Consider the following 18800-nt stretch of genomic DNA (forward strand, 5'->3'; position numbering starts at 1 on the left):
TTTCCAATTCCTCTACTACTTGCTTCTTGAAGCTAATACTGTACCGCTTGAACTCTCGAACACTTTTTGTCATGTTTTTCCCAATTTTAGTTTGATTTAATTTGTCAAGCTATTTCAGGACATGACACATGACACTTGTTTCTTGCTTCTAAACTCTCGCTTCTCGCCTTACTCACTTTTCAGCACTTTTGCAGGATTAGTTCTGATGACTTGTAAGGAATGGATGAAAACTACTGTAAGTGCCATACCCAAGACTGCCAATCCTACAAGGCCGAACACGACGTATGGCATCTCAATTTTATATGCAAACTCTTTGAGCCATTGGTTACTAAAGTAGTATGCTGGAATGATCGCCAGTGTGGTCGAAATCAAGACTAACCAGATATATTGTTTACTTATCAACATCAAAATACTAGTAACACCTGCCCCAAGTACTTTTCGAATACTGACTTCCTTGCTTCGCTGTGCAATAGTATATGAAGACAAGCCGTACAAGCCAAGGATAGAAATCAATATCGCAATCCCAGAAGCAAAGCTAAGTATTCCCTGAATCCTCCTATCTGCTTCATAGAAACCCTCAATAGCTTCATCTATAAACAAAAACTCCCCTGATTCATAAGGATATACCTCCTTCACAATGGCCTCTAGGCTAAGTTTTGCATGGGATAGATTTTGGCTTGGGGCAAGCTTGACATTCAAGTAATTGTAATAGGTAGGACTGTAAATAAATACCATAGGCAGAATTTCTTCACGTAGATTTCTTGCATTGAAATTATCCAAAACACCGACAATTCTCCTTTGCTCTCCACTGATTTGTAGAGACATACCTAAGGCTTCTTCAGGACTTGATAGATTCGCTTGGTGAAGGAAATTTTTATTGACCAGTACCTCATCGATCTTGTTACTCGCACGCTTACCTGCAAGGATATTCAGACCGTGAACTTCTACAAATGCGGAGTCCACATTCATCACATGCACATACAAGGCTTGCCCTGTGGTATCTCCTTGTAGATAAGAATCAGTGGTCCACAGGCTATTAGATGAAATCAGCGCATTGCTCAAACTTGCTGCTGAAACTGAACTTTGCTGCCATATGCGATCATTAAGCTGTGCCTTTACCTCTGGATCACCCATAAAAGGTAACCTTACATACATCACAGCATCTTTTTCGAAGCCCAAAGGTTGTGAGCTGACATATTGTAGCTGTGACCTTAGTACTAAAACCAAACATATAAATGTAATTGAAGCTGTAAACTGTATGACTGTTAGATTTTTTCTTAAAAATGATCCATAACCAAGTTGAGATCCTCCTTGAACCTCTCCTTTCAATGCGCGCTGTGGTTGATATCCAGAAAGTATTACCGCAGGATAAATGCCAGATAAGCAAGTTATCAACACGGAAATCAATAGAAGGAAAAGCCCATTGTAAACACTGAAACTAATATATTGAAATGTCTCTGGTAGGTATGAGGAAAACAATTGATAATAACCATCTGCTAAAAACACTGACAAACATGCCGCCGCAATCACCAAAAGAAATGTTTCGCTTAAAAATTGTAGCATCAGCTGTTTCCTATCTGATCCAAGGGTCTTCCTGATTCCTACTTCTTTAGACCTTTTAATTGCAAGGGCTGTTTCCAAATTGACAAAATTCAAACATGCTAATAGCATGATGATCACACCTATGAAAATCAAACCTTTTAATAAATCTAAAGAAACTTCTGTCCCATTAAAATTCTCTGAAAAATGCATTGTATTCAACGGTTTTGCAGAAAACTTCTCAGAATTATCATCAATATCTAAATACTTGGAAGCAACCTTTTGAAGTCCTTCATCCAATTGAGCTTGGTCTTCGCTTTTTGCAATCTTTACAAATAGTTGGCTGGAAGAATTCAAATTAGTCCAACTGTGTAATCCATACCAGTCACTTTTCTCTAGTTGTGCTATGGTGCTGAAGGAGATAAAGTCCTTGAAAATAAAATCCGTAAGCTGATCATAATCTCTTACTACGCCATGTATATGGGTATAGATTGAGTCCGCAGCATCTATCCAGAGCATTTCTTTACCCAAAACCTCAGAAGCTTCAAGTCCAGGAAAGTATTTCTGCATACTAGATTCAGAGATCACCGCTTGAAACGGAGAAGATAAGGCAGTTTCTGGATTTCCTGCTAACCACACCCTTTCAAAAATCTTCATAAAACCCTGATCTGCAAATGCCACCAGATTTGATTTCCCGATATACCTATTTTGATCTGGAACGACAGCTGAAACCTCGCTCAATGTATATAGCCTTCCTTTGGTCTCAATAAAAGCCAACTCATCATCAATCACTTCTCCCAATGGACCAGATGTTCCTGAAGATTCAAATCTTTCGCCCGGTTGCCACTCTGATACAGTGTGAACCCTATAAATCCTATCTGCATCTGAATGAAACCTATCAAAACTAAAGGCATGAAGTACCACTTGAAATATCAACAAGCATATCCCGACTCCAAGTGATAGTCCAAAGACATGTACAAAAGTCCTTAGTTTATTTCTACGAATATTTCTAAGAGCAATTAGTAGGTAGTTTTTCCACATAAGAATTTGCTTGACGTAAACTTGAATTTAACCAACCTAGAACCAAGTTCGTACCAATCCAAAGTGGCCCCAATGCCTTAATTTAATAGGTTTTCTAGGCCAGAAAAACATGTTTGCGAACAATATTGACCGCATGCGGACAAAGCTGTTTCTGCAACTACACCAATCTTAAAAAAATAGGACTTCAAACAAAGGTTTAAGGGACTATTTCTACTTGAAACTTTATACACAATCGCTCGCTTCATTACCCACCCTTCACCAATCATAATCTCTGGCTTCTTTTTGTACATTGTACCAAGCACTTGGTACTTGGTACTTCAACAAACGCATCTAATCACTCGCTTCTCAAACTATTCACTGGATTGGTGATGGCAGCCCGAAAGGATTTGAAGCCAACGGTCAAGCCTGTGATGAGTAAGGAGATGAGCATCACCAATACAAATAAGCCTATCGTAACAGGCGTTTTGTAGGCAAAAGATGCCAGCCATTCTTGCACCATATAATAGGCCAAGGGAATAGCAACCCCAAAGGCAATCAACACCATCCAAACAAACTCTTTGGATAGCATCACGGTGATTTGTGTTACTGAAGCTCCGAGCACCTTTCGGATTCCTATTTCTTTGATCTTCTGACCTACCATAAAGGAAATCAAACCATACAAACCAATGCAAGAAATCAAAATTGCCAAGGCAGCAAATACCTTATAAACCATGGCAAGCTTCTGCTCATTTTCATAAAAAGCAGCTATAGCCTCATCCAAGAATCCAGCAGTATAAATTTGCTCTGGGTAAATCTCTTCAAACTTTCCTTGTATACTTTCTAGGGTTGCCTTACTAACTGCTCCATCTAGCTTTACAGCTACGATCGAGTACATATTTTTTCTAGTGGTAATCACCAATTGCTTCATCTCTTCGCGCAGAGAATTGACCGTAAAGTCTTTGACTACTCCACTCACAGGAACCCATGGGCCAGCCCCAAGGCGGAGGTTTTTACCTATAGCTTCTTCGGGAGTTTGGATCATCAGCTTTTTGGCCATAGTTTCATTGATCACCACATTTCTGATCGTATCACTCGGAGGGTATGCATGTCCAGCGACAAATTCCATTTCAAACAATTCAAAATACGTCTCGTCAGCAAACTTCAAAAATGCTGGAAAGATGATATCCTCACTTTTATTGTCAAAATAAAAGTTGGTTGCTGAGTTGTTATCTGAAGATGGTACATCTGAAGCCAAAGTAACCCCTTTGACGCCAGGCATCCTTAGTAGCTCTTGCTTGAAACCTTCTATTCTCATCTCACCATTGGCTTTATCCGATGGAACATGAACATAGTAAATGGCTTCCTTATTGAAGCCCAGATCTATGTTTTGAACCAAATTCATTTGCCTAACAGCGATCAGTGTACCAATCATAAGGATCTGAGCGATTGCAAACTGTAGAACTACCAAACCTCTTCTGATAGAAACACCCCCTATATCTGCACTTTGAAACTTGTTTTTCAATGCCCTGATAGGCTGATATTTTGCTATGATCATGGCGGGATAAAATCCTGACAGCAAAGACAATAAACCTATCAGCACAAGAATAAACAAGCCAACTTGCCACTGAAACAAACTAACTGAATCTGGAATGTTGGCGATTTTATCCAAAAGCGGCAGAAATATGGAAGCGAATACAAGAGACAAAAATGAGGCTATCAAAACAGTCAAAAAGGTCTCTCCAAAGGATTGTAAAGCAATCTGAGTCTTTGTGCTACCCATTACTTTCCTTACGCCTATTTCCTTGCTTTTACCGATTGCTTGCGAGGTGGTAAGGTTCACAAAATTGATAGAAGCCATGATGAGGATAAAGACTCCGACTAGTATCAATGTTTTGATGGTAGAATTTCTGATCCTGCTTCCAGTGAGTGGCTCATAAAGAGAATTGAAATGGATATCGCTCAATGGCTGAAGGTGATGAGACTTGATAGAAGTTCCTCTTCCTTCAAAATGTTTTTTGGAAAATTCATCAAGCTGACTTTGGATCAATGCAAAATCCGTTGCTGGATTCGTCTTGACATAAACTTGAAAGTTGCTCCCTGTACTTCCCCATTCTTCCAAATCATAGCCAAAAGCTTCTTGATGTGAACGAATAGTTTCAAATGAAGCCAAAAGCTTAAATCCGAAGTTGCTGTTCTCAGGCATATCCTCAACCACAGCAGCTACCTCCAATTGAACACCATTGGTCAGCTGCAAAGTCTTTCCTTGAGCATCCTTCCAGCTTCCAAAATATTTTTCTGCTTCAGATTTAGGCAAGATCACTTGGTCAGGTTGTCCAAGAGCGTTTACATTACCTACAAGGAAGTTTAACTCAAGAAGCTCAGCAAAATCAGGTGTTGAAAAAAACAAACTTTCTGCCCTATGTTTATCGATATCCTCACTTTTCAGATTTTCGATATTCACTTGCACAAAGTAATGGGAAACTATCGGAACGACCTGCTCAAAACTCATCGGATCAGCTCTTAGCGCATCAGGGAAAGGGTTGGCTACGCCAGAGGTCTGATCATAAAAATCATCGTATTGATCATGAGTGACTATTCGATAGATCTGATCATAATTGCTGAGAAACTTATCGTAGCTCAGCTCATATTGCACCACCACAAAAAGCAATAAAGCCGCAGTGATCCCGATAGTCAATCCCAAGATATTGATGGCACCTATCCATTTGCTTCTGGTCAAGGAGCGCCAAGCGATTTTAAAATAGTTTTTGAGCATATCAGTTATTTTTCTAAATCTTACTAAATTTTAATTCAAATATTGTCAGGTTTCTATAAATGAAATAGGATGAAAATAGATTGAAATAATTTTCCTCACCGATCCCGTATTACCTTTTAGGAAGTTTTCTTTAAAACCAGCCTGTATTAATAGCAAACTATTTCACGAGCTTATCTACCAGAAGATAGAATATATTTCTACTATATTTCAATCAATATCTTTCCAAAATATCCAGTATCCACCAGTATCCAGTAATATCTAATTCGGAATATTTCCACCTTATATCACAAAGCCTATATCACGCAGTAAATTTCAATCTTATTTCACGAACCTTTCTACCAGAAAGTAGCGTATCTATCCACCATATTTCCTTCAAAACACCTATCAATTTGTCTTAAATGAATCCACAGGATTGGTCAATGCCGAACGGATAGATTGACTGCTGATGGTAAAAGTAGCGATCACCACTGCAATCAAACCAGCCAAACCAAAGACTCCCCAAGAAATGGAAACACTGTAAGCAAAGCTTTCCAACCATGAGTTCATTGCGAACCAAGCAATTGGTACTGCTAGCAAGAACCCGAAAAGTACAAGCTTGAGAAAATCTTTTCCTAACAGCAAAACAATGCTCTTTACACTTGCACCCAAGACCTTTCTTACTCCTATTTCCTTGGTGCGCTGTTCTGCCGCAAAAGCTGAAAGACCAAACAAACCCAACACCGAGATCAAAATAGCTATCCCAGCAAAAAATCCGAAAACAACACCAACCTTTTCCTCTGATTCATATTGTTGTTGAAACTTATCCTCTATTGTATAATAACTGAAAGGAAAATCTGGCTTCAATGCAATCCACTCTTCCTTTAAATAAGCTATCGTTTCCTCTTCAAAACCCTGTTTTAACCTAATCGCTACGGAGTTGAAACGTGTATCAGGTATCATGAAGACCATGGGAATAATAGGTTGATGCAAAGATTCAAAATGAAAATCTTTTACTACTCCAACAACATAACCTCGTCTTGCATCATAGTGAAGTGATTTGCCAATAGCATCTTCCGCTGACGTCCAACCAATAGCTCTAACGGCAGATTCATTTAACAAAAATGCTTGTGTGCTGTCAGTTGGTAGTTGGAAGTCAAAATCCCTACCAGCCACTATCTCTATTCCAAAAGTCTCCATATATCCATGGCTCACATGTATATCCGATAGCCGAATGTCAATGTTTGTTAAGCCATCTTTCAGCTCTGCGCTAGTTATACCAGAGTCCAAAAGCCTACCGGAAGGGACTCTCGACCCCAATGAGACAGACTCTATGCCTTCATGCTGCAAGAACCTTTGACTTAGATTTTCAAAATTTCCGACCAACTCTTCATATGCTGGAAGTACTGCAATCCTATCCTTTTCAAAACCCAAGTCTTTATTTTTCATAAAATCAAGCTGATGAACTACTACCAAAACAGCAACTATCAATATGATAGAAATCGCAAACTGTCCCACGACCAATGCAGCGCGGAGTTTCTCATGTATGGTTCCAATCTTAAAGGTGCCTTTCAGAACCTTGACAGGTTGAAAACTAGAAAGGAAAAGTGAGGGATAACTCCCTGCAATCATACCAACTACTAATACAAAACCCAATAATCCAAAAAGGTAAATTGGCTGTTCAAATAGATTAAAACTTAAATCCTTCCCTGTAAAGTTCTCAAAAAATGGCAACATCAATGAAGTCATCACTAGTGCTAAAACCAATGAAATCAAGGACATCAAAATAGATTCACTCATAAACTGACCAATGATGAATCGCTTTTCGGCTCCAAGTGTTTTTCTCAATCCTACTTCCAAGGCTCGCTTTGATGAACGCGCTGTAGCCAAGTTCATAAAGTTCACACAAGCAATCAATAAAATAAAAAATGCAATAGCTGTATAGATATAAACATGCTCAATATTGCTATTTGGCTCCAACTCAGAATCCAGATTGGAATGCAAATGAATGTCAGTAATAGGCCATAGGTGCAAGGAAGTCCATGTAGATGCCAAAGCTCCACCTTCACCTACCTGAATGTGTCTATTGAGAAAATCTGGTATTTGGTCTTCAATATTTTTAATATTCGACCCTTCTTTGAGTAAAATATAAGTACCAAATTGATTGGACCCATAGTTTTTCATCATTTCATCATAACCTCCAAAGTACCCCGTTACCATTTCCATGGAGACCAAAAAATCAGCCCTGAAATGAGAGTTATCTGGAATATCTTTCATCACTGCCCTTACTTGCAAATTTACTTGATGCTGACTTATCATCAATTCTAAGCTTTTTCCTATGGGGTCTGCATCCCCAAAATATTTTCTTGCCATGCTTTCAGAAATCACCATTCCATCTGGAAAATTGAGGGCTTCTTCACCATTTCCATCCACTAGCTCCCAAGAAAACACACTAAAAACCTCTGGATCGGAGAAATAAACCTTCTCTTCTTCGAAAATCTTTTCTCCAGATTTTAAAATTACATTAGTATTTAAAACACGGACAGCTTGTTCCAAGTCCTCACTAAAGTCAGACTTCATCAATGGTCCAAAAGGAGGCGCTGTATGTGCAAGGTAAAGGTTTACCTCTCCATTTTGATTGAAAAAAGACCTCGATACCCTGTATATCCTATCAGATTTCTCATGATACTTATCATAACTCAATTCGTGCTGCACAAAGAGAAAAATCAAAATACTAGAAGCCATGCCAACAGATAGTCCTAATATATTGATAAACATATATGCTGGTTGCTTTTTCAGGTTTCTGAGAAATATTTTCAAATAGTTAAGTAACATCCTTCTAGTATTTTATTTTGGTAATTTGTTTGGTCTCTTATTTACACACCATTAATATTTCGCCGCTAGGCATATATCATTATCTATCCCTTATAATCTCTCGGACATGACATTGATTTCTTGTTTCTTGCATCTTGACTCTTGCATCTCCGAGAGATTGTAGATTGAATTTACTTGGTACTTAGTACTAATTGTTTCTAATTTCGCCTCATCCACTCCTGCTTGCAGCAGGCAAGTCTAAACATGAAACTGCTCCCTAATATTTTCCGTCACCACTTTGCCGTCAAATAGATTGATGATGCGGTGAGCATAATTTGCATCATGCGGAGAGTGGGTCACCATCACGATGGTGGTTCCTTCATTATTGAGTTCTTCAAGAAGTCGCATCACTTCTTCACCGTTGGCAGAGTCTAGGTTACCTGTAGGTTCATCGGCAAGGATAACTGCTGGTTTGGCTACGATGGCTCTGGCGATGGCTACTCTTTGCTGCTGACCACCAGAAAGCTGCTGTGGAAAGTGGTCTTTTCGATGCATGATGTTCATTCTGGTGAGTACCTCCACAACTTTCTTTTTCCGCTCATCTGCAGGAAGCTTCAAGTACAATAGTGGCAGCTCGACGTTTTCATAGCATGTCAATTCATCGATCAGGTTGAAGCTTTGGAAGACAAATCCTATATTTCCCTTTCTAAGTTGTGATCGTTGCCTCTCAGAATACTTTGCTACCTCTTCATTCAGAAAGTGGTATTGCCCATCATCTGGATTATCAAGCAAGCCAATGATATTGAGCAAAGTGGATTTCCCACAACCCGAAGGTCCCATGATAGCGACAAATTCTCCTTTTTTGATTTCAATATTGATATCGTCCAAGGCTGTAGTTTCGACTTCTTCGGTCGTATAGAGTTTTTTGAGATGAGTTGTTTTGATGATATTTTCCATATGAGAAGATTTTAGTCCCGATAGCCATCGGGATTAGAGTTTAAATTTAAGTCCCGAGGATTTGGGATAGATTTTAGTTTTGAGACTTCGGGATTAGATTTTGATTTAATCGCCTTTGAGAGCTTTGATTGGATTGGACCAAGCGGCTTTTAAGGCTTGGGAACTGACGGTGAGCAGTGCAATCAGCAAGGTAATTAAAGCAACTAACCCAAATATTCCGACACCTAATTCTATCCTGTAATTGAAGTTTTCTAGCCAGATATTCATAACATACCAAGCTATGGGAATTCCGATCAACAGTGATATAGCTACTAACTTGATGAAATCAGAGGTCAAAAGGACGATAAGATTAGCAGAAGATGCTCCTAAAACTTTGCGTATGCTGATCTCTTTCAAGCGCTGCTCTGCCATAAATGCCGCAAGCCCAAATAGTCCAAGACAAGATATAAATATGGCTAATCCTGAAAACCATAGGGTAAGGGCAGATACCCGTTGTTCACTTTGAAACTTGTTAGCATAATCTTGATCTACAAAGGTGTAGTCAAAAGGAAAATCTGCACTATACTTATCAAATATCTGCTCCACCTTTGCTAAATTTTCAGCTACCGAATTACTCGGGCTTAGTTTGAGATGAAATACATTGAACCATGCTTTTGGACCAAAAATCACCAAAGGCTTTACTTGGTGAAACGGTGAGTTCACCACAAAATCTTCCACAATGCCCACTACTTTCCACTCTTTATTATTATCTTTTATAAGTTGACCCAGTGGGTTCTCAAAATCCATCAACTTGAGTGCAGCTTCATTCAATAATACGGCATTGGAATCTGTAGCATACTTATAGATATCTATATCTCTCCCTTCAATGATATTCAATCCCAAAGTCTTAGAAAGGTCTGCATCTGTACTGTACCTGTCGATGGTGATAGTCACATCTGGATCTTTACCTTCCCAAGACATCCCCCAAGTATTGCTCCAGGTCTCTGAGATAGGTGACATGGTGCGAGTGAGGGATGTGGCAGCGCCAGAAGACAAAACTTCTGCCCTAAAAGGCTCATATTTATCTCGAAGTTGATCAGACATCATCAGATAGATCAATTGATCTCTGTCGTAGCCTGCATTTCTACTTTGTGCAAAGTCAATCTGAGATTTGACGACCAAAGTAGCTGCTATAAGAATCGCAGCAAATGTAAACTGCATCACTACCAATACCTTTCTAAGTGAAAAGGCAGATTTTGGTGAACTTACCTTCCCTTTGAGTATCCTTGCAGGTACCAGAGAAGAAAGAAACAAAGCTGGATATGAACCCGCAATGATCCCAATGAGGATGACAAATGGTATGTAAATTATCCAGAAAATGGGTTCTCCGAAAGGTAAGTATATGGACGTTCCCATCAAATTATTGAAATGAGGGATCAGTAGACTTACAATCAAAAGAGCTAAGAACGAAGCAATCACGGTGGTGACCATGGATTCTCCAATAAACTGAAGAATCAACCTCCCTCTACCAGCTCCAGAAATCTTTCTTATACCGATTTCCTTAGCGCGTTTTTCACTTCTCGCAGTGCTAAGGTTCATAAAATTGATACAAGCTATCAAAATGATCAAAATCGCAATCCAGAAAAAGAGCCTGATCATTTTGATCTTTCCTTCTGCCAGCACGCCGTTATCATAATGATCATACAGGTGAGCTTTTGTAAGTGGATGCAAGATCAGACTGACTTGCTCGGATGAATGTTTTTGGGTAACGTCACGAATATTGGCTGCTGCTGTTTCTACTTTAACTTCGGGGTGAAGTTCTATATAGGTAATTACGCTATTGTTCCCCCAGAATTCATCTTCAAAACCTAACTGCTTATACAGTGCCCATGGAATGGCTGCATCAAACTGAAATTTTGTATTGGAAGGAAAATCTGCCAAAACTCCTGTAACTATCAAAGAGGTCTGGTTTTCCAAAACTACTTCTTTACCAATGGGATTTTCATCACCAAACAGTCGCTTCACAGCACTTTCAGTGAGTACCAAGGACTCTGGCTTGGCAAAGACTTGATCCTTTTCTCCCATAATTAAAGGAAAATCAAACATGGAGAAAAATTCAGGATCTATGACCACCGTTTGTTGATTGATCCCTTTCACTTGGTACTTCAACAACATATCATATGGTGTCTGATAACGGGAAAATGCAGCAACTTCCGCTTGATCAGCCCCCAATACAGGGCCTAAAGGCTTTGGTGTCCAACCCCATGAAGAAATCTCCCCATTGAAATCCGCCTGATTCCAAACTTCGAAGAGTTGCTCTTTTTTCTCATGAAACTGATCAAAACTTCGCTCATACTGGATCCAAAGCAAAATCAACACAGCCCCACCTATTCCTAAGGTGAGACCTATGATGTTGATAAAGGAGAATTCCTTGTTTCTCCAGAGATTCCTCCAAGCAATCTTTACATAGTTTGTAAACATGAAAATTTATTTTGGTTGTGTTGGCTACTAGTTTTAATATAATTTATTGGCCTCAAAGGCGCTAATAGAGAGACATATGATTTGTGGGCTAAGGTGTTGATTGTCCTTACAGGACTTATCAATATGATAGTTTCTTTAACATATCAGCTTCTTGTTTCTTAATTCCTTCTCGTCTCTCGCTTCTTGCATCTGATCCCTCATCCTTCATCCAAATCTCACTTTAAGTTCAACACTTCATTCTTCCCAAAACCCTCATAGCCACTTACAATCACCTTTTCACCTGGCTTTAAGCCTTCTATGACTTCGTAGAATTCCGGGTTTTTTCGTCCCAGTCTTATGTTCCGCTTTTCTGCTTTTCCTGTAGATTGATTTACGACAAAGACCCAGTTGCCTCCAGTATCTTTATAGAATCCGCCGGAAGATAGCAGCACCGCCTGCTCGCTTTCTCCTAGCTCCAGTCTGATGCGGACGGTCTGACCCCTACGGATACCGGTAGGAATCTCACCAGTGAAATTCATATCCACTTCAAATCTTCCCCCAGTGACATTAGGGTAGATTTTCGATATTTCAAGCTCATGACTTTCTCCAGAAAAAGTAAATGTCCCTTTCAGACCTGTGTAAACCCTTGATAAATAAAGTTCATCAATAGGAACCCTCACTTTAAACTTGTCCAAGATATCGATTTGTCCAAACCTCTGACCAGGGCTTATGGCTTGCCCAACTTCAATCTGCTCTGTAGACAATTGACCACTGATAGGTGCTTGCAGTGCCAAGTTGTCCAATATATGTCCTACACCGTCCAAAGATTGGTTCATGCGTCGCTCAGAATCTTGTAATTGCCTTTTTTGAGTCACCCTTGAGATGGAGTCATTTCTGTAAGCCTCATAAGTGAGTTTTCTCCTTTTGACATTATACTCATATTGCTCCCTCACTTCTTCATACTCCCGGTCGGAAACAAGTTTTTTACCATGTAGCTCCTTAAAGCGCTCATATTGTGGTTTCAATAAACTGATCTGATAGTCGATTTCGGCCAATTGTCCTTGCTGGCTGAGGTCATTTTGATCCAGCTGTAGACGGACTTGCCTAAGGTTGTTGATTTGAAAATATAGACCTGACTCTCTTTCCATCACTTCAAGCTGAAGCTTGGAGTTAGAAAGCAAAAGAATGGTATCGCCCTTATTGACGAAAGATCCTGACTCACGAATGATTTGCTGTATACTTCCACCTTCGAGCGCATCCAAATAGAAAACTTCTCCAGGCTCTATGTTGCCACTGACAGGAATATAATCTGTAAACTCACCTTCCTTTACCGTGGCTATGGTCACACGCTCCATGGACACATTCATATTTGCCCTGAGATCAGCGAAAAAAAATTGGTAGGCAATAAATCCCAGGATTAATATCCCCAGGTTCATAAAACCTATACGCTTTGGTGTCCACAGTTTCTTTTCTAATTTTCTATCCATGATGTATCAAATCTTCTTTTTGGCTTTCTGATGATTTGCCAATTATATGCCACCAGAAAAAGTACCTTTACGTTCAAAATTCGCAATATCTGAATAATTCTATAGAAACAATTCGAACATTATCGTCCGTCAGCGACCAAAATCCTCAAAATCGAACGCCAATCCAAATGATTACATCATTGTATTTTTTTGAGATAATACCGTTTTTTCAAGCCTGAAACAGTATTTTAAGAGAAGATTCTTTTCTTAATACTTCGGTATAGCTTTTGGACACTTGCCTGATACTGATTTATATTTAGCATAATTCTATTACCACCTACTATGAAAGATCAAAAGCTGGGAAAAATTCTCATCATCGATGACAACGAAGACCTACTGAAGGCCGCAAAAATTTTTTTGAAGCGACATTTTGAGCAAGTAGACACTGAGTCGAATCCGGGTTTGATACCCATCCTGATGGTCAATGAACAATATGATGTCATCCTATTAGACATGAACTTCACCAAGGATGTGAGTAGTGGCCAAGAGGGATTTTATTGGCTAGACAGAATCCTGACCATTGATTCTTCAGCTGTAGTGGTCTTGATCACTGCCTATGGAGATGTGACCACCGCGGTGAAAGCAATCAAAGAAGGCGCTACAGATTTTGTTCTCAAGCCATGGGAAAATGAAAAGCTGCTGGCAACACTTCATGCTGCATTGAAATTGAGGAAATCCAAGATTGAAGTCATTCAGCTTAAGGATCAACAGCAGCAGCTCCTCCAGGATATGGATAGGAAATTCAAAGACATCATAGGCCAAAGTGCATCCATGCAAAAAGTTTTCGAAACCATTGACAGGGTAGCTGCAACTGATGCCAATGTGTTGATTTTAGGAGAAAATGGAACAGGGAAAGAGCTAGTAGCTAGAGCCATTCACAGGAATTCCAAGCGTCACCGAGAGGCTTTTGTTGGTGTAGACTTGGGCTCGATCACCTCTTCGCTTTTCGAAAGCGAACTTTTTGGTCACAAAAAAGGAGCCTTCACTGATGCCAAAGAAGATCGTGCGGGCAGGTTTGAGCAAGCCAATAAAGGAACTTTATTTCTAGATGAAATCGGAAATATCCCATTGACACTGCAAGCCAAACTACTTGCAACTTTACAGAATAGAGAAGTCACACGTGTGGGCACGAACAAGTCCATTCCTGTAAATATTCGCTTGGTCTCGGCTACCAATATGGCTTTGCACAGCATGGTGCATGAAAACAGTTTCAGACAAGACTTGCTTTATAGACTCAACACCATAGAAATCACCTTACCTCCTCTGCGAGAAAGGCAAGAAGATATCCCCCTGCTTGCCAATCACTTTATAGATATCTACAGTAAAAAATACAACAAAGACATCCGAAAAGCTGGAGAAGCATTGATCAAAAGGATGCAAAAGTATCATTGGCCTGGCAACATCCGCGAGCTACAGCACAGCATAGAGCGGGCTGTAATCATGAGCAAACACAGTGTGCTTCAACCTGAGGATTTGTTTACCCAAAACCATATCCTACCTGAAAAACAAGATGAAATGGTATCTCTTGAGCACCTGAATATCGAAGATGTGGAAAAAATCCTGATCCGAAAAGCTCTTCAAAAACACAATGGACACATTACCCGTGCGGCAGAGGAGCTTGGACTCACAAGATCATCATTGTATAGAAGACTAGAGCGATATGGCCTTTAAATCATTCTCCTTTGGAATTTTCGTAAGGGTCGTACTGATCGTATTGACTGCAATAATTGGAGGTTTTGCTTTCTATGCCGATGATGCCTTCATTCAGGTATTGCTCTGTGCTATCATCTTGCTGATACTCACACTGAATCTTATTGGCTATGTATCGAAGACAAATAGAAAAATCAGTTTGTTTCTTGAATCTATTCGCTACTCAGATTTTTCCAGTTCATTTTCCAAAGACAGTGATCTTGGGCAGTCATTTGAAGAACTCAACCGCTCCTTTAATGAAGTTATTGAAGCATTCAAAAAAACTCGGGCAGACAAGGAACAACAAATGATTTTTCTTCAAATCATGATCCAGCACATCAATACTGGGATTATCTCATTTGATAGCAAAGGACGTATAGGGGTGATCAATGGATCAGCCAAACAACTCCTTCAAATCCCTCAGTTCAAAGATATCCATGATTTGGGAAAGCTGTCCAAAGAACTTCTTCGAACTGTACTTTCCTTACAACCCGGGAGCTCTTTTACCATGAAGGTTAGGCCTGACATTCATTTGAATGTGCAGTCCGCCGCATTTGTCATGGATGGAAATAACTGGACCTTACTTTCTTTCCAAAACATCAAGGAGGAATTGCAGAAAAATGAATTGGAGGCTTGGCAGAATCTAACAAAAGTCTTGAGGCATGAGATAATGAATTCGATGACTCCCATAGCAAGCTTAGCGAGTTCATTGGGTGTCATATTGGAAGAAGATTTGGTAGAATCTACACCTGGAGAACTTTATCTTAATAGGGAAAGCTATCTCGACCTATCCGAGGGATTAGAAACCATTTCAAAACGAAGTATGGGGTTGGTCGATTTTGTGAATGCTTATCGAGACTATACGAATACACCTACACCAGTATTTTCAAAATTCCCAATAAAACAGCTGCTAGAAGACGTAGGGATATTGTTTCGTGAAGAGCTAAAAAAATCAGACATCATACTCAAGATCAATGTGTCGCCAGAAGGCTTCTATTTGCATGCAGATCGAGAGTTGATCCAAATGATCCTGATCAATTTAATAAAGAATGCAATGGAAGCACTTACAAACTCAAATGAGAAAATCATAGAAATCAAAGCTGGGCTAGAAAGTGGAACAAGGCCTTTCATACAGGTGATTGACTCTGGCGAAGGGATAGTTCCTGAAGCATTAGAAAGAATTTTTGTACCTTTTTTCACAACAAAAAAAACAGGCTCTGGAATAGGCCTAGCCATCTCCCGTCAAATCATGCACCTTCACAAAGGTAGACTTGAAGTAATCTCACATCCTGACAAATTCACGATGTTTACTTTGAGTTTTTAGAAGAGAAAGATTTTCCACAACAAACCTATCAGTCAGCGAAATCGCCTACGAACTGGGATTCGAGCATCCTCAGAGTTTTAGTAAACTATTCAAATCCAAAACCAAGCAAAGCCCATTGGAATTTAGAGTAGGATTCAATTGATGAAATCAGCTAAGAAAGTTTAATTTATCAAAGTAAGTTCTTAAAAAGGATTTCGTCTATTGCTTCTAATCTCTCCGATCAACTATTCGGCCTATTCTCTATCCCTCGTTTGATGATGTTTTCGACTTTAATACGTTCCTCTCCTATGAGTGTAAGCCTAGGCGCTCTCACCCATTCTGTCCCAATTCCTGTCAACTGTTCTGCAAGTTTAATATACTGTACAAGTTTCGGATGGATATCAAGTTCCAAAAGTGGTAAAAACCAGCGATAGATCGATAAGGCTTCTTCATACTTACCAGCTTTGACAAGATTATAAATGTTGACTGTTTCTTTTGGAAAAGCACAAACCAATCCTGCAACCCATCCATCTGCTCCCATTACTAGCTCCTCCATAGCTAATGTGTCAACACCACATAGGATCTTGTAGCGGTCACCAAACTTGTTGCGCATGCGAGTCACATTTGAAATGTCTCTGGTTGATTCTTTGATAGCTTGAATGTTATTACATTCAGTAAGTTCTTCAAACATAGGTATAGTTACCAAGGTTTTGTAATCAATGGGATTATTATAGATCATGATAGGTAGGTCAGTACTTTCAGCCACTGCTTTAAAATAACTTACTACTTCTCTATGATCTGCAGCATAGCGCATAGGTGGAAGCAGCATAAGACCAGAGGCTCCAAGTTCTTTCGCCTTTTTAGCCCAGTATACTGCATCGTGAGTAGCACCCTCAGCGATGTTGAGGACTATGGGAACTTGTCCTGATACATAAGCTACAGTTTGAGATGTTAAGCTTATTTTTTCATCCAAGGAAAGTACAGAGGATTCTCCTAGTGTGCCTCCTAGGATGATTCCTTGTACACCTGCCTCCAATTGAGCATCTATATTTTTGAAAAACATGCCCATATCCAAAGTGCCATCTTGATGAAACTTTGTCGTTACTGCTGGAAAAACTCCTTGCCAATTCATATCTTAAAGTTAATTGTTACTTAAAATACTTTTTAATTCAAGTTAAAGTACTGATTTATAATTTAAGGCTCCAGGGAGGAGGCTGAGTTGCTATATCTAGTATGACAATATTTACTTTTTCAAAACTAAGAACAATTGGAAAGAAAGGCTTGCACTTATTTAGTTCTTAGTGATACAATATTAACAATTTCAAAAGCTTTGTCAATTTCTATGATTAATATTATATCAAATTGAAAACTATGGCCAAAAAGATCATCTCTTTTCAAATTCCAAAATCAAACAAAGAGTTTGTAAGATTTCAGATAGATTCAGGAAAACATTTCTACGAAAAGTTACATCAGCACCCGCAATGGCAACTTACTTTGATAATAGAAGGAAAAGGTCAATTGATGGTTGGAGACTATTTAGGTAGATTTGGTCCAGGGGATATGTTTCTATTCACATCGAATATGCCACATGTGTTTAGGTCTGACCCGTCGTATTTTGAAGAGTCAAATGAGAAATTGTCTATAGGTTATACTTTGTTTTTTGATTTTGAGGTATTGGGACCTAGCATGTTAGAGTTGGACGAGTTGAATGAACTTGGTCATTGGGTGTCGCATGTAAGAGGGAGTTACATGATTTCAAACGAAACCAAGGAAACTTTGCAAGAAGAGATGCTTCATTTTGAAGATGTAAAAGGCCTTGAGAAATTACTACAGGCATTGAGAGTTTTGAAATTACTAAAAGACTCCTCTAACTTAAAGACTTTGAATAAGTACTTTTCTGAGCGTGATTACACAGAATCTGAAGGTAAGCGAATGGGGAATATTATGAACTATATTTTGACAAAAAGTCACAAGGTGATTCAACTTGGTGATATGGCTGATATGGCACATTTGAGTAAGGAAGCCTTTTGTAGATTTTTCAAAGATCGTACGGGAAAGACCTTTACGGCTTTTTTATCTCAAGTTCGTATACACCATGCCAGTCAACTACTCATAGAGTCAGATCTATCCATAGCTGAAGTAGCATACCAAAGTGGTTTTCAAAATTTGTCTTACTTCAATAGGGTTTTTAAAAGGATACAGGGAGAGTCTCCGAAGGATTACAGGTTGAGGAGATTGGGAAGCATTAGATGATGATGTGGTAATACCTAGGCTGTTGATGTTGAAATATATAAACGTTAATAAAAATTTTACCAATCCCTTACATATAAGTCTACCCAAACCATACTTTTTAGAGAACCAAATTGAAAGTTGATCCAAACACATCAATCTTTACCATAAAAGAAAAAGGGTTTTAGTCTATCAGGAATCTTGAGGATTGTTATCAAAATACATGTTTTTATGTATTTTATCCTGATTTATGTTTCGTTAATTGAGACATAGAAATTGTGCATTTTTTTTCTTCAGCTTGTTAACATAAGATATTAATATCCCTTCAATAGAAGATAGATACTATTTGACGAAGTTTTGATAATTCAAATGATACTTTTAAAAAAAAATCATTAAAAATTCATCAATTGTAACTACTCAGGTACATTATTTACTGACCAATATTCAAATATTTGGAGTCTTGTGCTCCTTTGTAGCGTATTGACGCGTATTTGTATGTTAATGTACGAAAATCAGCTTTAAAGTTGGTTTATCC

The 18800-nt window shown here is 39.0% G+C and carries 10 protein-coding genes and 1 pseudogene; 4 read left to right on the plus strand and 7 right to left on the minus strand.

Annotated elements, in window-relative coordinates:
* Positions 1-168: 168 nt before the first annotated feature.
* The 6 genes from MM239_RS18865 to MM239_RS18890 form a co-directional block, all read right to left on the minus strand.
* Complete coding sequence (locus MM239_RS18865) at positions 169-2580, minus strand: FtsX-like permease family protein (RefSeq protein WP_241349866.1); 2412 nt, start codon at positions 2578-2580, stop codon at positions 169-171.
* Positions 2581-2914: 334 nt separating this feature from the next.
* Positions 2915-5332 carry an ABC transporter permease gene (locus tag MM239_RS18870; RefSeq protein ID WP_241349868.1) on the minus strand — a complete coding sequence of 806 codons (2418 nt, stop codon included), beginning with the start codon at positions 5330-5332 and terminating at the stop codon, positions 2915-2917.
* 384 nt (positions 5333-5716) lie between these two features.
* A complete protein-coding gene (locus tag MM239_RS18875) occupies positions 5717-8143 on the minus strand; it encodes an ABC transporter permease (protein ID WP_241349870.1) in 2427 nt (808 codons plus the stop codon).
* A 237-nt stretch (positions 8144-8380) separates the two neighbouring features.
* Positions 8381-9079 (minus strand): ABC transporter ATP-binding protein, encoded by a 699-nt coding sequence (locus MM239_RS18880; protein WP_241349871.1) that lies wholly within the window; start codon positions 9077-9079, stop codon positions 8381-8383.
* 105 nt (positions 9080-9184) lie between these two features.
* Positions 9185-11539 carry an ABC transporter permease gene (locus tag MM239_RS18885; RefSeq protein ID WP_241349873.1) on the minus strand — a complete coding sequence of 785 codons (2355 nt, stop codon included), beginning with the start codon at positions 11537-11539 and terminating at the stop codon, positions 9185-9187.
* Between the two features lie 215 nt (positions 11540-11754).
* Entirely contained in the window at positions 11755-13005 is a 1251-nt protein-coding gene (locus tag MM239_RS18890) for an efflux RND transporter periplasmic adaptor subunit (RefSeq protein WP_241349875.1), read from the minus strand.
* Between the two features lie 321 nt (positions 13006-13326).
* Between MM239_RS18890 and MM239_RS18895 the strand changes: the two genes are divergently transcribed.
* The 3 genes and pseudogenes from MM239_RS18895 to MM239_RS18905 all read left to right on the plus strand — a co-directional run.
* On the plus strand, positions 13327-14715 hold the full coding sequence (locus MM239_RS18895) for a sigma-54-dependent transcriptional regulator (protein WP_241349877.1): 1389 nt from the start codon (positions 13327-13329) through the stop codon (positions 14713-14715).
* Complete coding sequence (locus MM239_RS18900; RefSeq protein ID WP_241349879.1) at positions 14705-16057, plus strand: sensor histidine kinase; 1353 nt, start codon at positions 14705-14707, stop codon at positions 16055-16057. The genes MM239_RS18895 and MM239_RS18900 overlap by 11 nt, the downstream gene beginning before the upstream one ends.
* 1 nt (position 16058) lies before the next feature.
* Positions 16059-16199, plus strand: a pseudogene (locus MM239_RS18905) (helix-turn-helix domain-containing protein); the annotation flags it as partial.
* A 78-nt stretch (positions 16200-16277) separates the two neighbouring features.
* On the opposite strand, the gene MM239_RS18910 reads toward MM239_RS18905, so the two are convergent.
* Complete coding sequence (locus tag MM239_RS18910; protein WP_241349880.1) at positions 16278-17168, minus strand: dihydrodipicolinate synthase family protein; 891 nt, start codon at positions 17166-17168, stop codon at positions 16278-16280.
* Between the two features lie 239 nt (positions 17169-17407).
* On the opposite strand from MM239_RS18910, the gene MM239_RS18915 reads away from it, so the two are divergent.
* Entirely contained in the window at positions 17408-18289 is an 882-nt protein-coding gene (locus MM239_RS18915; protein ID WP_241349883.1) for an AraC family transcriptional regulator, read from the plus strand.
* The last annotated feature ends 511 nt before the right edge of the window (positions 18290-18800 follow it).

This window comes from Belliella filtrata (assembly GCF_022549775.1).
In the GTDB taxonomy this organism is placed as follows: Bacteria; Bacteroidota; Bacteroidia; order Cytophagales; family Cyclobacteriaceae; genus Belliella; species Belliella filtrata.

What these genes read in the sequence shown, in the direction of transcription:
- MM239_RS18865 (WP_241349866.1), bottom strand. Translation starts at nt 2,580, where the DNA reads ATGTGGAAAAACTACCTACTAATTGCTCTTAGAAATATTCGTAGAAAT.
- MM239_RS18870 (WP_241349868.1), bottom strand. Translation starts at nt 5,332, where the DNA reads ATGCTCAAAAACTATTTTAAAATCGCTTGGCGCTCCTTGACCAGAAGC.
- MM239_RS18875 (WP_241349870.1), bottom strand. Translation starts at nt 8,143, where the DNA reads ATGTTACTTAACTATTTGAAAATATTTCTCAGAAACCTGAAAAAGCAA.
- MM239_RS18880 (WP_241349871.1), bottom strand. Translation starts at nt 9,079, where the DNA reads ATGGAAAATATCATCAAAACAACTCATCTCAAAAAACTCTATACGACC.
- MM239_RS18885 (WP_241349873.1), bottom strand. Translation starts at nt 11,539, where the DNA reads ATGTTTACAAACTATGTAAAGATTGCTTGGAGGAATCTCTGGAGAAAC.
- MM239_RS18890 (WP_241349875.1), bottom strand. Translation starts at nt 13,005, where the DNA reads ATGGATAGAAAATTAGAAAAGAAACTGTGGACACCAAAGCGTATAGGT.
- MM239_RS18895 (WP_241349877.1), top strand. Translation starts at nt 13,327, where the DNA reads ATGAAAGATCAAAAGCTGGGAAAAATTCTCATCATCGATGACAACGAA.
- MM239_RS18900 (WP_241349879.1), top strand. Translation starts at nt 14,705, where the DNA reads ATGGCCTTTAAATCATTCTCCTTTGGAATTTTCGTAAGGGTCGTACTG.
- MM239_RS18910 (WP_241349880.1), bottom strand. Translation starts at nt 17,168, where the DNA reads ATGAATTGGCAAGGAGTTTTTCCAGCAGTAACGACAAAGTTTCATCAA.
- MM239_RS18915 (WP_241349883.1), top strand. Translation starts at nt 17,408, where the DNA reads ATGGCCAAAAAGATCATCTCTTTTCAAATTCCAAAATCAAACAAAGAG.